This window comes from Kosakonia sp. LAM2021 (assembly GCF_016620385.1).
GTDB classification, from domain to species: domain Bacteria; phylum Pseudomonadota; class Gammaproteobacteria; order Enterobacterales; family Enterobacteriaceae; genus Kosakonia; species Kosakonia sacchari.
This window is the reverse complement of record NZ_JAENHT010000004.1, coordinates 203,246-218,796: the sequence shown is the minus strand read 5'-3', so window position 1 is coordinate 218,796 and position 15,551 is coordinate 203,246. Positions and strand designations below refer to the sequence as shown.

The window sequence follows — 15,551 nt, the reverse complement described above, 5'->3', positions numbered from 1 at the left end:
TCAGCCCTTTCCTAGCAAACGTAACTGCAAAATATCCTTAAGCGGCATCGGTTCGCTGAAATAGTACCCTTGCAGCTGGTCGCAGCCGGCCAGCCGCAGCAGTTTCATCTGCTTTTCGTTTTCCACACCTTCCGCCACCACCTGCATGCCCAGCGCGCTGGCAATACGGATCGTGCCACTCACCAGCGCCGAGGCTTGTTCGTCATCATCCACCAGCCCGGCCAGCGATTTATCAATTTTGATAGTGTCGAAATTAAAGCGCCGCAGGTAACCAATACTCGAATAGCCCGTGCCGAAATCATCCAGCGCAACCGCCGTGCCCAGCGCTTTGAGATTAGCGATGGCCGAACGGGCGCGCTCCGGGTTTTCCAGCACGTAGGTTTCTGTCACCTCCAGCTGTAAGCGGTGCGCCGGAAACAGGCAGGTTTCCAGCACCCGCGCCACTTTGTCTTCAAATTCCGGGTCGCGAAACTGTGCGGGCGAGATATTGACCGACAACTTCAGGTGGTTAAGCTGCTGCAAATCGCTACAGGCGCGGCGCAGCACAAACTGCCCGAGCGCATAGATAAGCCCGCTGGTTTCGGCGACCGGGATAAAATCGTCCGGCCTGAGTTCGCCATCCGGACGGCGCGGCCAGCGCGCCAGCGCTTCAACGCCAATCATCGTCTGGCTTTGCGCATCGACAATCGGTTGATACCAGACATCAAACTCATCACGCTCCAGCCCGTCACGGATGTCATTCTCAATGATTAATTGCCGTTCACGCGCGCTGTTCAGCTCTGCGTCATAATGCGTCATCCGCGCCTTGCCGGTAATTTTCGAGTGGTACATGGCGATATCTGCGCGGCGAAACAACTCTGAACTGGAACACTCCAGCAGCGTGCCGCTGGCAACACCGATGCTGGCACCAATATGAATAGTGCGTTTGCCAATTCGCACGGGCATCTCAAGGTAGCGCAACACGTTATGCGCAAAATCATCGGCCTTTTCCAGCGACCACGGGCCGCTCAGCGTCATGGCGAATTCATCGCCGCCCATCCGCGCCAGCATGCCGCCGGTCGGCACTTTTTGCCGGAGCGTGTCGGCTATCGTCACAATCAGCCGGTCGCCGACATCATGGCCGTAAATGTCATTCACGTCTTTAAAACCGTCGAGATCGATAAACACCACGCTGATCATTTCGGGATCGCCCATTGCGCTCAGGTTGTCGAGGTGTTCAATCAGCGCGCGGCGGTTAGGTAAACGGCTTAGCCAGTCCGTCAGCGCGATTTTGCGCGCCAGCTTTTCCCCACGCGCCAGTTTGTAAAGCCCGGCGCTGCTGAGTGCGATAAACAGCAGAATCAACCCCGCCGCTAACGCGGCTATCTGGCGGATATTGGCCGCTGCCGCCTGCGCGGCCTCCGCACCGGGTAAATGCGGCGTCCAGCTCAGATATCCCAGCGTTTCACCGGCCGATCCGCGTAGCGGTATGCTGGCTACGGCGGCATTTCGTGCCTGTAAGCGCAAATCGTCAATCTGAAAGGTATTTCCCAGATCGCTGAGGATCTTTGCGTTGAGATGGCGGGTGATCACCAGGTAGCGGCGTGTCGCGTCATAAACGTTAAGCCGCCCGCTCGCCGGGCGAATAAGCCCAATACTGACAAATGCCACCCCTTCACGCGTGCGGGTGATGCCCGCGAAAACCTCTTTCCCCTCGCGCAGCGGCTCGCTGTGGATGCGAATCAGCGCGGCCAGCCCGTCACCAAAAAACGCGAGATTAGGCTCGGTAAAAGGCTGGCTGCGAAACGCCCCCCACAGCACGGCGAACTTCTCATCCAGCACAAAAGTGCCGTCGTACAGATTATTGATTTTAAAGCCCGCGCCCCAGGTGCTGTATAGCCACGCGCTATCCAGTTGTGGGCGATAGGCTTCCTGAACGGCTTCATCCCAGACGGCGTTATCAATGACCAGCGATCGGGTGCGGTTTACCGCCGTCTGAATCGCGCCCTGCACAGACAGCGCGGTGCGATGTTCATCAATTTCATTGGCCCTGGAGCTAATAAGGTGCAGCGAAAGATAGAGCAGCGCGACAACGGAAACAATCAGTCCGATGCCGGCCATAAAGAGCATGACAAACAGCGTCCTTGCCGTGGGGAGATTGCGCCAGCTTAACGGATTAACCATTGGCCGTCCCTTACTGGTGTCCGGGGAAACAGAGGTGTGAGAGATAGTATCCTAAGCGTAATACAGCCCGCGAATTTCATTGCCCACAAACGTGGGCAACTTAACATTAGGCGAGTTTTATCAGCGTCATACCGACAATCAGCAGTGCCAGGCCAATCCAGCCTTTATAATTCAGGCGCTGTCCAAAGAGCACCCAACCGGCGGCGAGCGTGGCGACGATGCCAAACCCGCCCCACAGTGCATACGCCACCGCAAGATCGATTCCTTTTACCGCCTGTGATAAGGCGCTAAATGCCGCTAACACAGCGAAAAGGGAAGCGAAACCATACAACTTGCGGCGAAAACCGTCTGAGAATTTTAAAAAGATATTCGCCGCGATCTCCAGCACAATCGCCGCTGCCAGCCACAGGCCGTGAATCCACTCAAACTGCAGCATGGTTACGCTCCTGACGCACGACTTTGCGCGTCCCGGATTTGATTAACACAATGCCCAGCGCCAGCGTGCCCAGACCGGCGGCTTTCAGCGGCGATAACGGTTCATCAAAAAGAAAGACGCTACAAATAGTAATAATGAATATGCCAACGCCTTCCCATAATGCGTACGCCACGCCGAGGGCTATTTTTTTAACTGCGAATGACAGAAAGATATACGACAGCGCAATCATCACCAGCATTAAAATAAAACCGGTATGATTATCGCTAATATTTGCCCATTTCATCGACAACGTGCCAGTTATTTCAGCAATAATTGCCAGAGCTAATAAAATCCAGTAAATCATTTTTTTCTCCTGCTTGAGAACATACTTTCCTGCGGCTTACCGAACGACGGGAAACCGGAAAAACAACGATGTCAGCCGGGCACAACGTGCCAGCTCAGGCAGAGAGAAAACTACAGCGCGGAGCGCCAGTACTGGTCATCTGCCAACAGGCAGCAGGAAGAAGAAAGGAGGGAAAAGTCAGGTTTTAAGACGCTGAACAGAATGTCCATATAATTACAATTATCCGCGAATTGCTTCTCATCGTGGCGGAAATAAATTGTCCTCGGTAGTTAAACACCGCCTATATTTATCACAGGATAAGATTTTACTCAAAGCCTTTGCATTTCTTTACGCCAAATAAAAAACGCCGCCCTAATTTAGCAGGCGGCGTTTTTAAATATTATTACGCTTATTTTTGCGTATTCGCTCGCGACTGCGCCAGCAAATTCCATGAAGTAATAAACAGCGCGGCAATCATCGGTCCCAGCACAAAACCGTTAATGCCAAAGAACTGCAGCCCGCCGAGCGTAGTAAGCAGGATCAGGTAGTCCGGCATACGGGTATCTTTGCCCACCAGCAGCGGGCGCAACAGATTGTCAGCCAGCCCCACCACAATCACAAAGTAGAGCGTCAGGATGGTCGCCGTGACCAGCTCGCCGGTGGAGTAGAGAAAGAGCACCGCCGGGACCCAGACAATCGCCGTGCCCACCGCCGGGATCAGCGACAAAAACGCCATTAACGTCGCCCACAGCAGGCTGCCGTTGAAGCCTGCAAACCAGAAACCGATACCGCCCAGCGCCCCCTGCACAATCGCCACGACCAGCGTACCTTTTACCGTTGCGCGCGCCACACCGGCGAATTTCAGGAACAGGCGGCGTTTGATGGTCGCCGACAGCGGCACCACGTCGTAGATTTTGCGCACCAGCTCTGCGCCATCTTTCAGTAAAAAAAACAACAAATAGACCATCAAACAGAAGCCGACAGTAATTCCCAGCGTGCCTTTGCCGATCAGTACCGCGCTGCCCGCCAGATAGCGCCCAACGCTCAGCGCCACGCCGGAGAGTTTTTCGCGGATCGCGGCGACCGAATCGAAATCATTTTCACGCAGCGAATTTTTTGCCCACTCCGGCAGATGCGCGATCCCGTTGCTGAGCAGCTGCGGCAAATCGGTGCCGTTATTCTGCAAGCGCTGGTACAGGCTGTTAACCTCCACGGCAATCGAGGAGAGCACCATCATCAACGGAATAAAAACAATCACGCAGATGAGCAACACGGTGATAAGCGATGCCACACCGTTGCGCCCGCCGAGCAGCGCCGATAAACGCATGCGCAGCGGGTAAAAAATCAGCGCCAGGATCACCGCCCAGATAATGGCGGAGTAGTAAGGTTGGATCAGGCTGAAAAACGCCAGGCTGACCAGTAATAACAGAATGATAAAGAAGAAATTATTACTTTTAAGTGTCGTCATCCGGGACATCCAATGGGGAAACTGCCCACCAGTGTAGAGCGTTACCCATTGATTGTAAAAACAGAACCGCCTCAGGCGGCAGAGCCGTTTCGCTGTTCCGGTGTCAGCACGGCGACGTTGCTGTCAGCGTCATGAACGGCGCATTCCCCTATTTGTTTTACCTGTGCCAGAAGATTTTCTATCTCAGAAAAAGCTAATGCCTTAGAAAAATACCAGCCCTGTGCACAGGATTCCGGTAAATTGCCTTGCAAAAAAAGATGTTGAGCTTCATTTTCAACGCCTTCGAAAACAATAGTGCGTGGCATATCTTTAAACATCGCGATAAGGCCAGGAAGTATATGGCGGTTAATAGACTGTGTACCGATAGAATCGGTTATTGATTTATCAATTTTTATTTCATCAACATCCAGCATGGACAGCCATTTTAAATTCGAATAACCGGTACCGAAATCATCCAGCGCAAATAACACGCCATGCTCTTTATATAAACATATTGACTGCATAATATCTTCTATGCGGCCACTCTGCCTTTCGGTGATTTCCAGCATGATATGTTTCCCTGCTACGCCTTCCTGTTGCAGGGTATCGATAAGCCGTTGATAAAACGTCTTTGAACAGATATCTGAACAACTGACGTTAATACTTAGCGTGATATCTTTTTCTCGCAACGCAGCACCACACTCTTTGATCGCATGTTCAACCACGTAGAGACTTATCTTATTAATTAAGCCATTTTCTTCTGCCAGCGGAATGAAAATATCCGGGCCGATAATGCCCATCTGTTTATCATTCCAGCGCAACAGCACTTCCACTCCGATGATACTTTTATCTTTAACCCTATAAAGCGGCTGATAAACAAAATGCAACTCTTTATTAATAATAGCATTTTCCAATCTGGTTAATAATGACTGATTTTCATGCTGATTTTTACTGATTAACGCGCCAATAAACAGCCCCACCAGCGAAGCCACGCAAAACAAGAAAAGAAGAATATAACCGTTGTTATTAAATACAAAAGAGTGTCTGACGCCAGCCACAACGCAGATATCATGCTGCGCATCACATGACTTCTCACTGATAAAAAAGAGCTCATGCACTTTGCCATGCTCTATATTCTCGAGCAGCGATGTATTATTGCCTACGCGAAAAAAATGTTGCTTGTGGTTATAATCCCCGACCACCGCATTAAACCCCCACCGGGTAGAGTCTTCGCGAAAGCGGGTAAAAGCAAAGGGTGACACAGTGACAGAAAAATTATCGTTATAAACGACATCAGCAGTAATATTATTCTCAATCAGCGCATCAAACACCCATGTATAACTGCCTCTGCTCACTTTATTTTTGAACACATTGAGAGACAACGGCGCAGCATATTTCCCCCACAGCGCTGAACAGATTATTCTGCCGTCTTCAACATAGCCAATATCCTTTATCAGCGGATAAGGCCACAAGCGTTTTCTTAACGCGTGCAAATAGGGATCGCTACATGGGGTGTAGACGGAAAACTCTTCGCGTAATGCGTTGATTTCGCGGACCTGAAGAATAATATTATCGCTACGGGCAAGTATCGATTCGGCATAATCTTCTACCTTTTCCTGGATAAAAGCATAGTAGGCGACTTGCGCAACAATATAGAAAAAAGCAAAAGATAATAATAACGCTGCTATGTATAGGGAACCGTTTTTTTTCAGCACCTTTATCATTTTGAATACCTTTATGCAGACCGCCTCGCGCTGGCGATCTGCCTGTCATCAATCCCTTTTGCAGAAAATTATTGGCAACATCCCGGTTACTTTATCTCTTCCGGCGCTGAAAAATCCTGCATGCGCCCCACTCTCCTTATCGGCGCTTTTGACATTTACTTTAAAGGCATCCCAATCTGGCGAGTTATGACCCCTCCTGGCTCCCCCAATTAATGACGTCTTTCTTTATCCAGCAGCAGGCTGAACGCCGCCGGTAAAACGGTAAGCGTCACCAGCGTAGCGACAACCAGCCCGCCGATAATGGCATACGCCATCGGCCCCCAGAACACCTGATGTGAAATCGGGATCATGCCCAGAATGGCGGCACATGCCGTCAGCATAATGGGTCGGGCGCGGTGTTCGGCGGCAGCCACAATCGCCTCGTTCGCGGCCATCCCCTGCGCCAGATTGCTGTCCACTTCGCTTATCAGAATAACTGCGTTGCGAATAATCATTCCTGCCAGCGCAATCACGCCAAGCAAGGCGACAAACCCCATCGGCGTTCCGGTCGGCAGCATCGCCAGTACAATGCCCGGCAAACCGAAAGGTGCCATCAACAGCGCCAACAACATGCGGGAAAAACGCTGCAACTGGAGCATTAACAACACCAGCATCACGATAAGCGTCACCGGTAGCACCGCGTAAACCGAGCCGTTCCCCTTTGCCGATTCCGCGACCGTGCCGCCCTCTTCGATCCGGTATCCTGCAGGCAGTTGCGCACGCAGTTTGTCCACCGCCGGTCGCAGGCCAGCCGACAGGTTTTCGGCACTCACGCCGGGCGCCAGATCGGTTTGAACCGTAATAAATGGCAGCCGCTGGCGACGCCAGATAACCGGATCGTCCACGCCCCAGCGCACGGTTGCCACTTCGTTCAGCGGAATTTTCGTGCCGTTAGCGCCAGGCAACATCAGGGTCGATAACGTACCGATATCCAGCCGCTCACGATCGTTGCCACGGAGGACCACATCCACCAGCCGATCATTATCCCGCACTGTGGTCACCGTACGCCCGGACCAGACCGTATTAAGCATTTGCGCAATGCTTTGCGACGAAACCCCTGCCGCCCGTGCCGCAGTCTGGTTCACCTGCAAAGTGATAGTTCTTTCCGGTTCACCGGCGGTTAAATTCACTTCGCGGGCAAGTGACGATGTGCCAATTGCTGTCGCCAGTTGGCGTGAAAACTTTTGTACCTGCGCATAATCCGGCCCGCTCACCCGGTATTTCACTGGCCACCCTACCGGCGGCCCTAACTCCAGCGGCGAAACGCGCGTGGTAAACCCGGCGAACTGGCTTTCCAGCACGCTATTCAGTTGCTGGCGCAGGCGATCGCGCGCCGCCAGATCTTTTGCCACCACCACCAGTTGCGCCGTGTTTTCGTTATCCAGCAGGACATCCATCGGCAGATAAAAACGTATCGCGCCGGAACCAACATAGGTCGTGTAGTGATCGATATCTTTGTTACCGTTCAGCACGTTTTCCAGCCGTTCGGCTTGCCTTTCCGTTTCCTGCTGCGCGGTATTGGCGGGCAACGACAGGCTGACCAACAACTCGGGGCGATCGGAGGCCGGGAAAAACTCCCCCTGCATTCTGGTCGCGCCCACGCACGCCAGCGCCAGCGCCGCCACCGCGATGCCAATGGTTAATAAGCGGTGGCGCAACGCGCGCGCCAGTAATGCCTGGTAGGCACGCGCCAGGCGTCCGCTGCCTTTGCTGTGGCTGTCTATTCTGGCGGGCAGCAGCCAGGCGCCGGTCAACGGCGAGAACAGGATCGCCACCACCCACGAGCAAAGCAGCGCTATCAGCACCACGGCAAACAGCGAAAAGCAGTACTCTCCGGCGCTGGAGGCGGCAAATCCGACGGGAATAAAACCGGCGATCATCACCAGCGTTCCGGTAAGCATAGGAAACGCAGTGGTTTTAAAAGCGTAGGTGGCAGCGCTTTTGCGCGATTCGCCGGCTTCCAGCCTGGCGACCATGGTTTCGACGGTGATCATGGCGTCATCCACCAGCAGCCCAAGCGCAATGATCAGCGCGCCCAGTGAAATTCGCTGCAAGCCAATGCCGGCCAGCATCATCCCGGCGAACGTCATCGCCAGCACCAGCGGTATGGCGGCGGCAACCACCAGCCCTGCCCGCAGCCCCAGCGAGACAAATGAAACAGCCAGCACAATCAGCACCGCTTCGACCAGCACCCGCACAAAGCCGCTAACCGCATCGCTCACTACGGCGGACTGATCGGCGACTTTTGTCATCTCAATACCGTGGGGCAACCGGGTGTTAATCTCCGCCATCCTGGCATTGAGCGCCTGGCCGAAACGCAGCATATTGCCGGTGGAGGCCATGGAAATGGCCAGCCCCAGAGCGGGCTTACCGTTGACACGAAATACCGGCGCTGGCGGTTCGGCAAGCTGGCGGCTCACGGTGGCGATATCGGTCAGGGGAATATAGTTACCGTTAATATGCAGGGTAACCGCCCGCAGACTCTCTTCTGTGGTCAGCGCGCCGCTAACCCGCAGTGCAACGTTATCCTGCCCGGTACGAATGATACCGGCTGGCTCGACGGCATTTTGCGCGTTGAGCGCATCGCTCACCTGCTGAATATCGAGCCCCATTCCGGCCAGTTGCCGGGGAGAAAACGCAATCACGATCTGCTCCTGCTGCTCTCCCAGCAGAGTGATTCTGCCGATATCGTGCACTGACATCAGGTTGCGGCGAATATCTTCCACCCGATCGCGCAGTTCACGCGCCGTGTAGCCCTCCGCCGTGAAGCCATAAATCGTGCCGAAGGTATCATCAAATTCATCATTCACTGCCGGTCCCTGCGCACCCTGCGGCAGCGAAGGCGCAATGTCCTGCATCTTTTTGCGCACCTGATACCAGATGCCAGGCACTTGCGCCGGAGGGGTGTCATCACGCAGGTTCACATTGATAACGGCGCTGCCAGCCCGGCTTTCGCTTTCGATGTAATCCAGCCACGGCGTCTCCTGTAATTTTTTTTCCAGTACATCCGTGACCAGCCGGGTTGTGTCGGCAACTGTCGCGCCAGGCCACTGCGCGGAGACAACCGCCGTTTTGATGGTAAATGCCGGATCTTCATTGCGCGGCAGGTTTTCATAACAGAGGATGCCGGTGGCGATAATCAGCAGCATAAAAAAGCTCACCAGTTGCTGGTGTTCAAGCGCCCAGGCAGAAAGATTAAAGCGCGATTTGGTTTCAACAGAGCTCATGGCTGCAGCTCTCCTGGAGTCACTTTTTCACCGGCGCGCAGTTTGCTTACGCCTGCGGTGATAACCCGGTCACCCGCACTGATGCCGGTTGCAATCACCACAGAAGAGGCGGTGTAGCTCGCAAGCGTGACCGTCCGAAGCTGCGCCTGCGATTGTTTGTCGATAATAAAGACCGCCGGCTGGTCGCCAACGCGGCTCAACGCCGAGGCAGGCACCACAAAACCGGTCGATGTCGCCACCGGAATATCAACGGTGGCGCTGGCTCCCAGCGCCATCGTCGCCGGTGGGGACTGAAGGGTGAGCCTGACCTGCCATGTGCGCGTTTGCGGATCGGCCTGCGGGCTGATATCACGCAATACGCCGCTGGTTTTCTGCGTGGGATCGGCCAGCAGTGCGACCGAAAACAGGGGCGTTTTTACTGCCTGTGCGGGCAGTAATTGCGGATCGGCGATAGCAAAAACCACATCGCGCGCGTCGCTGGTCGCCAGCGTGAAGATACTTTCCCCGGCGCTGACCACTTGCCCCGCTGAGGCGCTAACGCGGGTGATAACCCCATCTGCAGGCGCGGTCAGTTGTGTCCAGGCCAGATTCTCCTGCGCATTGCGCAGCGCTGCAGCGCTGCTTTTAAGGCGGGATGCGGCGGACTGCCAGTCGGCACGGGCGCTATCAAGCTGCGTACGGGCAATCGCGCCGGAGGGCATCAGTTTCTGCATCCGGTTCAGGTTCAGCGCGGCAAGCTGCTCGGCGGCGCGGGCGCTCTCCATATCGGCGCTGGCGCTGGCCAGTTGGTTCTTGCCGGTCTCACTCTCCAGCGTGGCGAGCACCTGCCCGGCATGTACGCGCGCGCCGATATCCACCAGCCGGCTCACCATGCGGCCATCCAGCCGAAAAGCCAGCACCGTTTCATCATGAGCACGGATCTCGCCGGTTCGTACTGTTCCCTGGTTCGGGGAGGACGCCGCGACAACCAGATAACGCACAGATCTGGGCGGCGCAGCGTGGTCTGATTTTTTCTCTCCGCAACCCGTCAACAGCGGAATGACCGCCGCCATAAGCAGCAGCGGAAGCAGAGCAAGGAAGGATAACGCGCGTGCCGCATTAAAAAGGTGGTGCAGACTCTGACGAAAATAATCGGTGAATTGTTCTGACATAACGCCACTCCGGATCGGTAATGGCGCCATTTAACGTGGCGAGCGTCGAGAATCCCTCCACGTTTCGTCAAGAATTCATCAAGAGTGCAATTTTTTTTCGCCGCGCCCGTCCACAGGGAGCGTGACGCTGATCCTCAACCCGCCTTTTTCCGGCAGCGCCGCGCTGATACTGCCGCCGTGGGCAACACATATCGCCCGCGCGATAGAAAGCCCCAGCCCGCTGCCGCCGGAATGCCTGGCGCGGGAGGTTTCCGCGCGGGTAAAGCGATCGAACATGATTGGCAGAAAATCGATTTCTACGCCCGGTCCGTCATCCTCAAAATCGATCCGCCACGCGTTACCCTGCTTACTGAGGTGGATGGCAAGCTGACCGCCCCGCCGGCCATAACGCAGCGCATTTTCCATCAGCACGGTAAAGACCTGCCCCAGCCGGAACGCATCGCCTGTAAACAACGAAGATGAACGGGAGGTCACCGCCATGGTCATTCCTGCGGCATCAGCCTGCGGTTTCAGCCAGGCGACCCGCTCACCTAACAGATCTTCCAGCGACAGCGGCTGAAGGTTAAGCGTCAGTTGACCAGCATCGGCCAGCGAGAGCAGATGCAGCTCATCCGTAAGGCGGCTCAGGTGCTGCAGCTGTTTCATCACCATCCCCAGTTGTTGCTGGCTGGGTTCGAAGACGCCATCGAGCATCCCTTGCAGGCGACCAATGGCGGCGGTTAGCGGTGAGCGCAGCTCGTGCGCCATCGCAACGTGCGATGCGCGCAGCTCCCGGTCGTAGCGTGCCAGCTGGCGGGTCATGTCGTTAAAATCGCTGGCAAAACGTACCACTTCGGCGGGCGCATCTTTCACCAGATCTGCCTGGCGGCCAAATTCGCCTTGCGTGACTTCATCGGCTGCGTCACGCAGGTGGCTGAACTGTAAAGAGAGTGGCCGGGCGTAACGTAGCCCCATAATCACAATAAAGGGGATCATCACCAGTACCAGCACGCCAACCATGAGCCAGTCGGCCGAGGCGATGGACGGCTTCGAATAGCTTATCCCCCACCATTTATCGACGATTTCATGAAAACGATCCGGGTTCGCCTGCGGATTGTCCAGCAGAACGAGGAACTCCGCCTTCACCGCAGACGGCATATCATGCAAAACCCAGTAGTTTTGCACGGCATAACGCAGCCACATACACAGGGCAATGACAATAACAGCGCCGATAGCCAGCGCGATAATGCGCGCACAAATCCAGCGCCACAGCGATTGATGAGCAGGATTTTTCATGGCTGGCGGAACCGGTAGCCAATACCGCGCACATTCGCTAAAACGCCTGTAACACCCGCGTTTTCCAGCTTTTTGCGCAAGTTGTAGACATGCGTATCGACCACGCGCTCCAGCGCTTCGCTCTCCGGCAAACAGTGTTCCAGCAAGTGCTGGCGGGAAAACGGCAAGGTCGGGTGGCGCATTAGCGTTATCAGAATAGAAAACTCCGTTGGCGTCAGCTCCAGGCTGCGCACACTGTTTTCAGCCTGCCTGACCGTTGCGGTGATGGCGACAGTATCCACTTCCAGCGTCTGCCAGCGGAGCACCTCTTCCTGCGTGTTCGTTCGTTTGCTGCGCCGCAGCACCGCCTGCACGCGTGCCACCACTTCTCCAGGGTGATACGGTTTCACCACATAATCATCGGCCCCGTATCGCAATGCCCCTATGCGCTCGGAAGTATCCCCCATGGCGGTGACCATGATCACCGGGACATCGTTAATGCGGCGCAGCGCCGCCAGCACCTCGGTGCCATTCATGCCCGGCAACATGATATCCAGTAAGATCAGATCGGGTTTCCAGCGCTGCGCCATATCCAGCCCTGTCAGCCCATCTCCGGCCAGCAAAACGTCATAGTTTTCACGTCGCAGATAGGCTTCCAGTACGCTGGCCGCATCGGCATCATCTTCAATCACAAGTACTCTACGGGATATCATTTGCTCACCTTGACCATTTCTTAATAATTCCCTGACCGTTTATTGATATGACCTGTCTATATTCCTTGTCAGGACATGGCGAACCTTCGCCGCAGCATACTATCCCACCAGCGAGATGTGATGATGATAATGAGAAAAACCGCGTTGTATAGCGCCTGTTCACTGCTGGCCCTGTTTGCCTCCACGACCAGGGCCGATGACACTCCCGCCGTGCAAAACGGCGTGACGGTGGGCATTGGCGGCGAGTATGCGCCGCGCTACAGCGGTTCAGACAAGCAACGTGTGCAGGTGGTTCCGCTGATTCAGGCCCGCGATAATGCGCTCTTTTTTGATTCGCAAAAAGGGCTGGGTTATGACCTGCAAACCGACAATGGTTTTTATCTCGAACATACGCTGGGTTATGCGTTAGGTCGCGCCGATCGTGATTCTGGCTGGCGGGACGGTGCAGAAAACTTAAAAGGCATGGGCAATATTGATGCCACGATGAATACCGCGCTGGCGGTTGGCTGGCAAGCCACGGACTGGCTGGTGCTGGAAAGCAAAGCCACCCTGCCACTTACCGATAGCCAGGGCGTGCAGTATCAGGCGTCCCTCACCTTGCTGCCGGTGCAGACCACCCGCGATACGCTGGCTTTCCAGTCTGCCGCGCTGTTTGGCGATAGCCGATATATGAATACGTTTTACGGTGTCAGCCAAAAGCAAAGTCTGCGTTCCGGCTATGCGCGCTACCGCGCAGAACAGGGATTTTATGGGATCGATAATAGCCTGACGTGGAGCCATCAATTTGATGCCCACTGGGGAACATTGCTGAGCGCCAATGACACGTGGCTGAACGATCACGCCGCAGACAGCCCAATTGTGCTGCGTCGTAACGAAGGCTCAGCGGTCATTGCCATTACGTATACTTTTTGAAAGGTGCGGGAAAGGATGGACAAAAACGATTATCAGTTTCTGGCAAAAATATGGTTTGCCTGTGGTGTCGTTTACCTGGCGGCTTATCTGACCTATATCAGCAGTTAATCGTAAAAATGCTGTAGTAGTAACCATCATGAATGCCGCGCTGGACACAGAACGCCGTGCGGCATACAAAAAGTGGCGATATCTGTCTGGTTTGATGCATTTTTTATGCAATATTTCTGAAGTACTTACTTAGGTTATTATTTATTTTCCGGCAATAAATATTGCTCTATAGATCGGTGCGTTACGGTTTATTGCCGCCATACATTTTATTTACGTAGTTCCTCTCCTCAGTGATATTTCTTTAATTTACGTTAACAATATCAATTTCATTCAAAAAAATTGCTGCATCAAAATTATACAATATATCAACGATCGATCACCTTACAATTGATAGATATAAACTATTGCTTTTCATTTTTATTAAGATTTTAACGATCAATCACTAATCAATACCTTCTCATGGCCGATAAAACGTAGATGCCGACCGCTATAGCGGCCAGGCATGCAGATAAATTTCACTAAGGGAAGACCATGGAAAATACAACAACGATCGGTAAGCCAAAGGGTATAAGTATCAGAAATAAGATAATGCTATCTTTCGGGATATTATTACTGTTATTACTTTTTATTGCCGGAAATGCGATTTACCGGCTTGATGAGGCGAAAAATAAAATATCCAAAATCGTGACTGAAGATTACCCGACCACCGCGCTGGGTAATAATTTAATCCGCGATGTGAATGGTTCAACGACACTGTTTCTTAATGCGATCATTGAAAAAGATGCAGCTAAAAAAGCACAGTTAATTACAGATCTTGCCGCCAGGTCTGAACAAATAAGCGAGCTGTATAAACAGCTGAATAAGCAGGCTGATGATGATGCGTCTCAGGCTCTGTTAGAGAAAATCACCGCCGCGCGCAGTCTTTATATTCAGTCCCGTAGCAAAGTGATTGGCAATATACAGACCAACCCTGATGCTGCTGTTACGGAATATACAACCAACACGCGTAATTATGAAAGCCAGTATATAGAGAAGATCAATAATTTTATCAGCCTGCAGCGAGATGAAATGCAAACGTCATATACTGATTTTTTGCATGATTACAACCTGAGCAGAATAGTGATGATCATTATTACACTCATCTGTTTTATATTCGGCATTATCATGGCAATCATTATTTCGCGTGCCATTGTTGATCCTATTAAACATGCCGTTGATGCGGCTATTCGAATTGCGAAAGGCGATCTGGGCACCGAGATCAAAGTCACCTCTAAAGACGAAACGGGGCTACTGACCGGCGCAATCGGCCACATGCAGGAGGAGCTGAAAAAAATTGTTCTGGAGATCCGTAGCGGCGCCGAAAATATCGCCACTGGCGCATCGCAGATTATGGCCGGCACGCGCGATTTGTCTGCCCGTACGGAAGAACAAGCGAGTTCCATTGAGCAAACTGCCGCCTCCATGGAGCAAATCTCATCAACAGTTAAGAATACGGGCGATAATACGGCAAATGCGTCACAGCTTTCTGCAAGAGCCAGCGATGCAGCGAAAGATAACGGCAAATTAATGACCTCGCTGACTCAGGAAATCCACAATATCAGCAGCTCGGCGGACAAAATGTCTGACATCATTAATTTGATTGATTCTATCGCCTTCCAGACCAATATCCTGGCGCTTAATGCCGCGGTTGAAGCAGCGCGTGCAGGTGAACATGGCAAAGGGTTTGCCGTAGTGGCGCAGGAAGTTCGCAATCTGGCGCAGAAAACGGCGAACTCGTCGAAAGATATTCGTGCGCTGATTGAAAACTCGACGCAGCAGAGCGTGCGCGGCCTGGAAATGGTGCGCCAGGTGAACGGTAAAATGGACGAAATGGTCGAGAACGTGGATAACGTCTCCAGCATTCTGAAAGAGATCGAACAAGCGAGCCTTGAACAGAGTGATGGCGTACAGCAAATCAATATTGCGATCGGTCAGATTGATACCACTACCCAGCAAAATGCGGCGCTGGTCGAAGAGTCGGTTGCCGCGTCTGAAATGCTCAACGAACAAGCCAGAGTGATGAAAGATCTGGTGAGTGTTTTCAGGGTTCCGGCGGGTGCTTGATCCGTTTCGATA

Annotated in this window: 11 protein-coding genes; 2 read left to right on the top strand and 9 right to left on the bottom strand. The window is 53.4% G+C overall.

Translation table 11 applies throughout. The annotated features are described in order from the left end of the window. The 9 genes from JKP81_RS11770 to JKP81_RS11730 form a co-directional block, all read right to left on the bottom strand. A complete protein-coding gene (locus JKP81_RS11770) occupies positions 1 to 2,163 on the bottom strand; it encodes a bifunctional diguanylate cyclase/phosphodiesterase (protein WP_200551877.1) in 2,163 nt (720 codons plus the stop codon). 106 nt (positions 2,164 to 2,269) lie between these two features. Next, positions 2,270 to 2,599 carry a multidrug/spermidine efflux SMR transporter subunit MdtI gene (gene mdtI / locus JKP81_RS11765; RefSeq protein ID WP_200551876.1) on the bottom strand — a complete coding sequence of 110 codons (330 nt, stop codon included), beginning with the start codon at positions 2,597 to 2,599 and terminating at the stop codon, positions 2,270 to 2,272. Further along, positions 2,586 to 2,942 carry a multidrug/spermidine efflux SMR transporter subunit MdtJ gene (gene mdtJ / locus JKP81_RS11760; RefSeq protein WP_200551875.1) on the bottom strand — a complete coding sequence of 119 codons (357 nt, stop codon included), beginning with the start codon at positions 2,940 to 2,942 and terminating at the stop codon, positions 2,586 to 2,588. Before mdtJ ends, mdtI begins: the two co-directional genes overlap by 14 nt. A gap of 388 nt (positions 2,943 to 3,330) precedes the next feature. After that, positions 3,331 to 4,389 carry an AI-2E family transporter gene (locus tag JKP81_RS11755; protein WP_200551874.1) on the bottom strand — a complete coding sequence of 353 codons (1,059 nt, stop codon included), beginning with the start codon at positions 4,387 to 4,389 and terminating at the stop codon, positions 3,331 to 3,333. Between the two features lie 71 nt (positions 4,390 to 4,460). Then, the gene (locus tag JKP81_RS11750; RefSeq protein WP_200551873.1) at positions 4,461 to 6,092 is read right to left on the bottom strand and encodes an EAL domain-containing protein; all 1,632 of its coding nucleotides are present in this window, start codon (positions 6,090 to 6,092) and stop codon (positions 4,461 to 4,463) included. A 209-nt stretch (positions 6,093 to 6,301) separates the two neighbouring features. Next, entirely contained in the window at positions 6,302 to 9,358 is a 3,057-nt protein-coding gene (locus JKP81_RS11745; RefSeq protein WP_200551872.1) for an efflux RND transporter permease subunit, read from the bottom strand. Then, complete coding sequence (locus JKP81_RS11740; RefSeq protein ID WP_200551871.1) at positions 9,355 to 10,509, bottom strand: efflux RND transporter periplasmic adaptor subunit; 1,155 nt, start codon at positions 10,507 to 10,509, stop codon at positions 9,355 to 9,357. The genes JKP81_RS11745 and JKP81_RS11740 overlap by 4 nt, the downstream gene beginning before the upstream one ends. A gap of 78 nt (positions 10,510 to 10,587) precedes the next feature. Continuing rightward, entirely contained in the window at positions 10,588 to 11,784 is a 1,197-nt protein-coding gene (locus tag JKP81_RS11735; RefSeq protein WP_200551870.1) for a cell wall metabolism sensor histidine kinase WalK, read from the bottom strand. Further along, positions 11,781 to 12,476 (bottom strand): response regulator, encoded by a 696-nt coding sequence (locus JKP81_RS11730; RefSeq protein ID WP_200551869.1) that lies wholly within the window; start codon positions 12,474 to 12,476, stop codon positions 11,781 to 11,783. Before JKP81_RS11730 ends, JKP81_RS11735 begins: the two co-directional genes overlap by 4 nt. A 123-nt stretch (positions 12,477 to 12,599) precedes the next feature. On the opposite strand from JKP81_RS11730, the gene JKP81_RS11725 reads away from it, so the two are divergent. Together JKP81_RS11725 and JKP81_RS11720 are read left to right on the top strand one after the other, a co-directional pair. Next, complete coding sequence (locus tag JKP81_RS11725; RefSeq protein WP_200551987.1) at positions 12,600 to 13,388, top strand: MipA/OmpV family protein; 789 nt, start codon at positions 12,600 to 12,602, stop codon at positions 13,386 to 13,388. A gap of 579 nt (positions 13,389 to 13,967) precedes the next feature. Further along, entirely contained in the window at positions 13,968 to 15,539 is a 1,572-nt protein-coding gene (locus JKP81_RS11720) for a methyl-accepting chemotaxis protein (RefSeq protein WP_200551868.1), read from the top strand. Positions 15,540 to 15,551: the final 12 nt, after the last annotated feature.

Coding starts and splice junctions, on each gene's coding strand:
- mdtJ (WP_200551875.1), bottom strand. CDS start 2,942: ATGATTTACTGGATTTTATTAGCTCTGGCAATTATTGCTGAAATAACT.
- JKP81_RS11725 (WP_200551987.1), top strand. CDS start 12,600: ATGATAATGAGAAAAACCGCGTTGTATAGCGCCTGTTCACTGCTGGCC.
- JKP81_RS11730 (WP_200551869.1), bottom strand. CDS start 12,476: ATGATATCCCGTAGAGTACTTGTGATTGAAGATGATGCCGATGCGGCC.
- JKP81_RS11750 (WP_200551873.1), bottom strand. CDS start 6,092: ATGATAAAGGTGCTGAAAAAAAACGGTTCCCTATACATAGCAGCGTTA.
- mdtI (WP_200551876.1), bottom strand. CDS start 2,599: ATGCTGCAGTTTGAGTGGATTCACGGCCTGTGGCTGGCAGCGGCGATT.
- JKP81_RS11735 (WP_200551870.1), bottom strand. CDS start 11,784: ATGAAAAATCCTGCTCATCAATCGCTGTGGCGCTGGATTTGTGCGCGC.
- JKP81_RS11755 (WP_200551874.1), bottom strand. CDS start 4,389: ATGACGACACTTAAAAGTAATAATTTCTTCTTTATCATTCTGTTATTA.
- JKP81_RS11720 (WP_200551868.1), top strand. CDS start 13,968: ATGGAAAATACAACAACGATCGGTAAGCCAAAGGGTATAAGTATCAGA.
- JKP81_RS11740 (WP_200551871.1), bottom strand. CDS start 10,509: ATGTCAGAACAATTCACCGATTATTTTCGTCAGAGTCTGCACCACCTT.
- JKP81_RS11770 (WP_200551877.1), bottom strand. CDS start 2,163: ATGGTTAATCCGTTAAGCTGGCGCAATCTCCCCACGGCAAGGACGCTG.
- JKP81_RS11745 (WP_200551872.1), bottom strand. CDS start 9,358: ATGAGCTCTGTTGAAACCAAATCGCGCTTTAATCTTTCTGCCTGGGCG.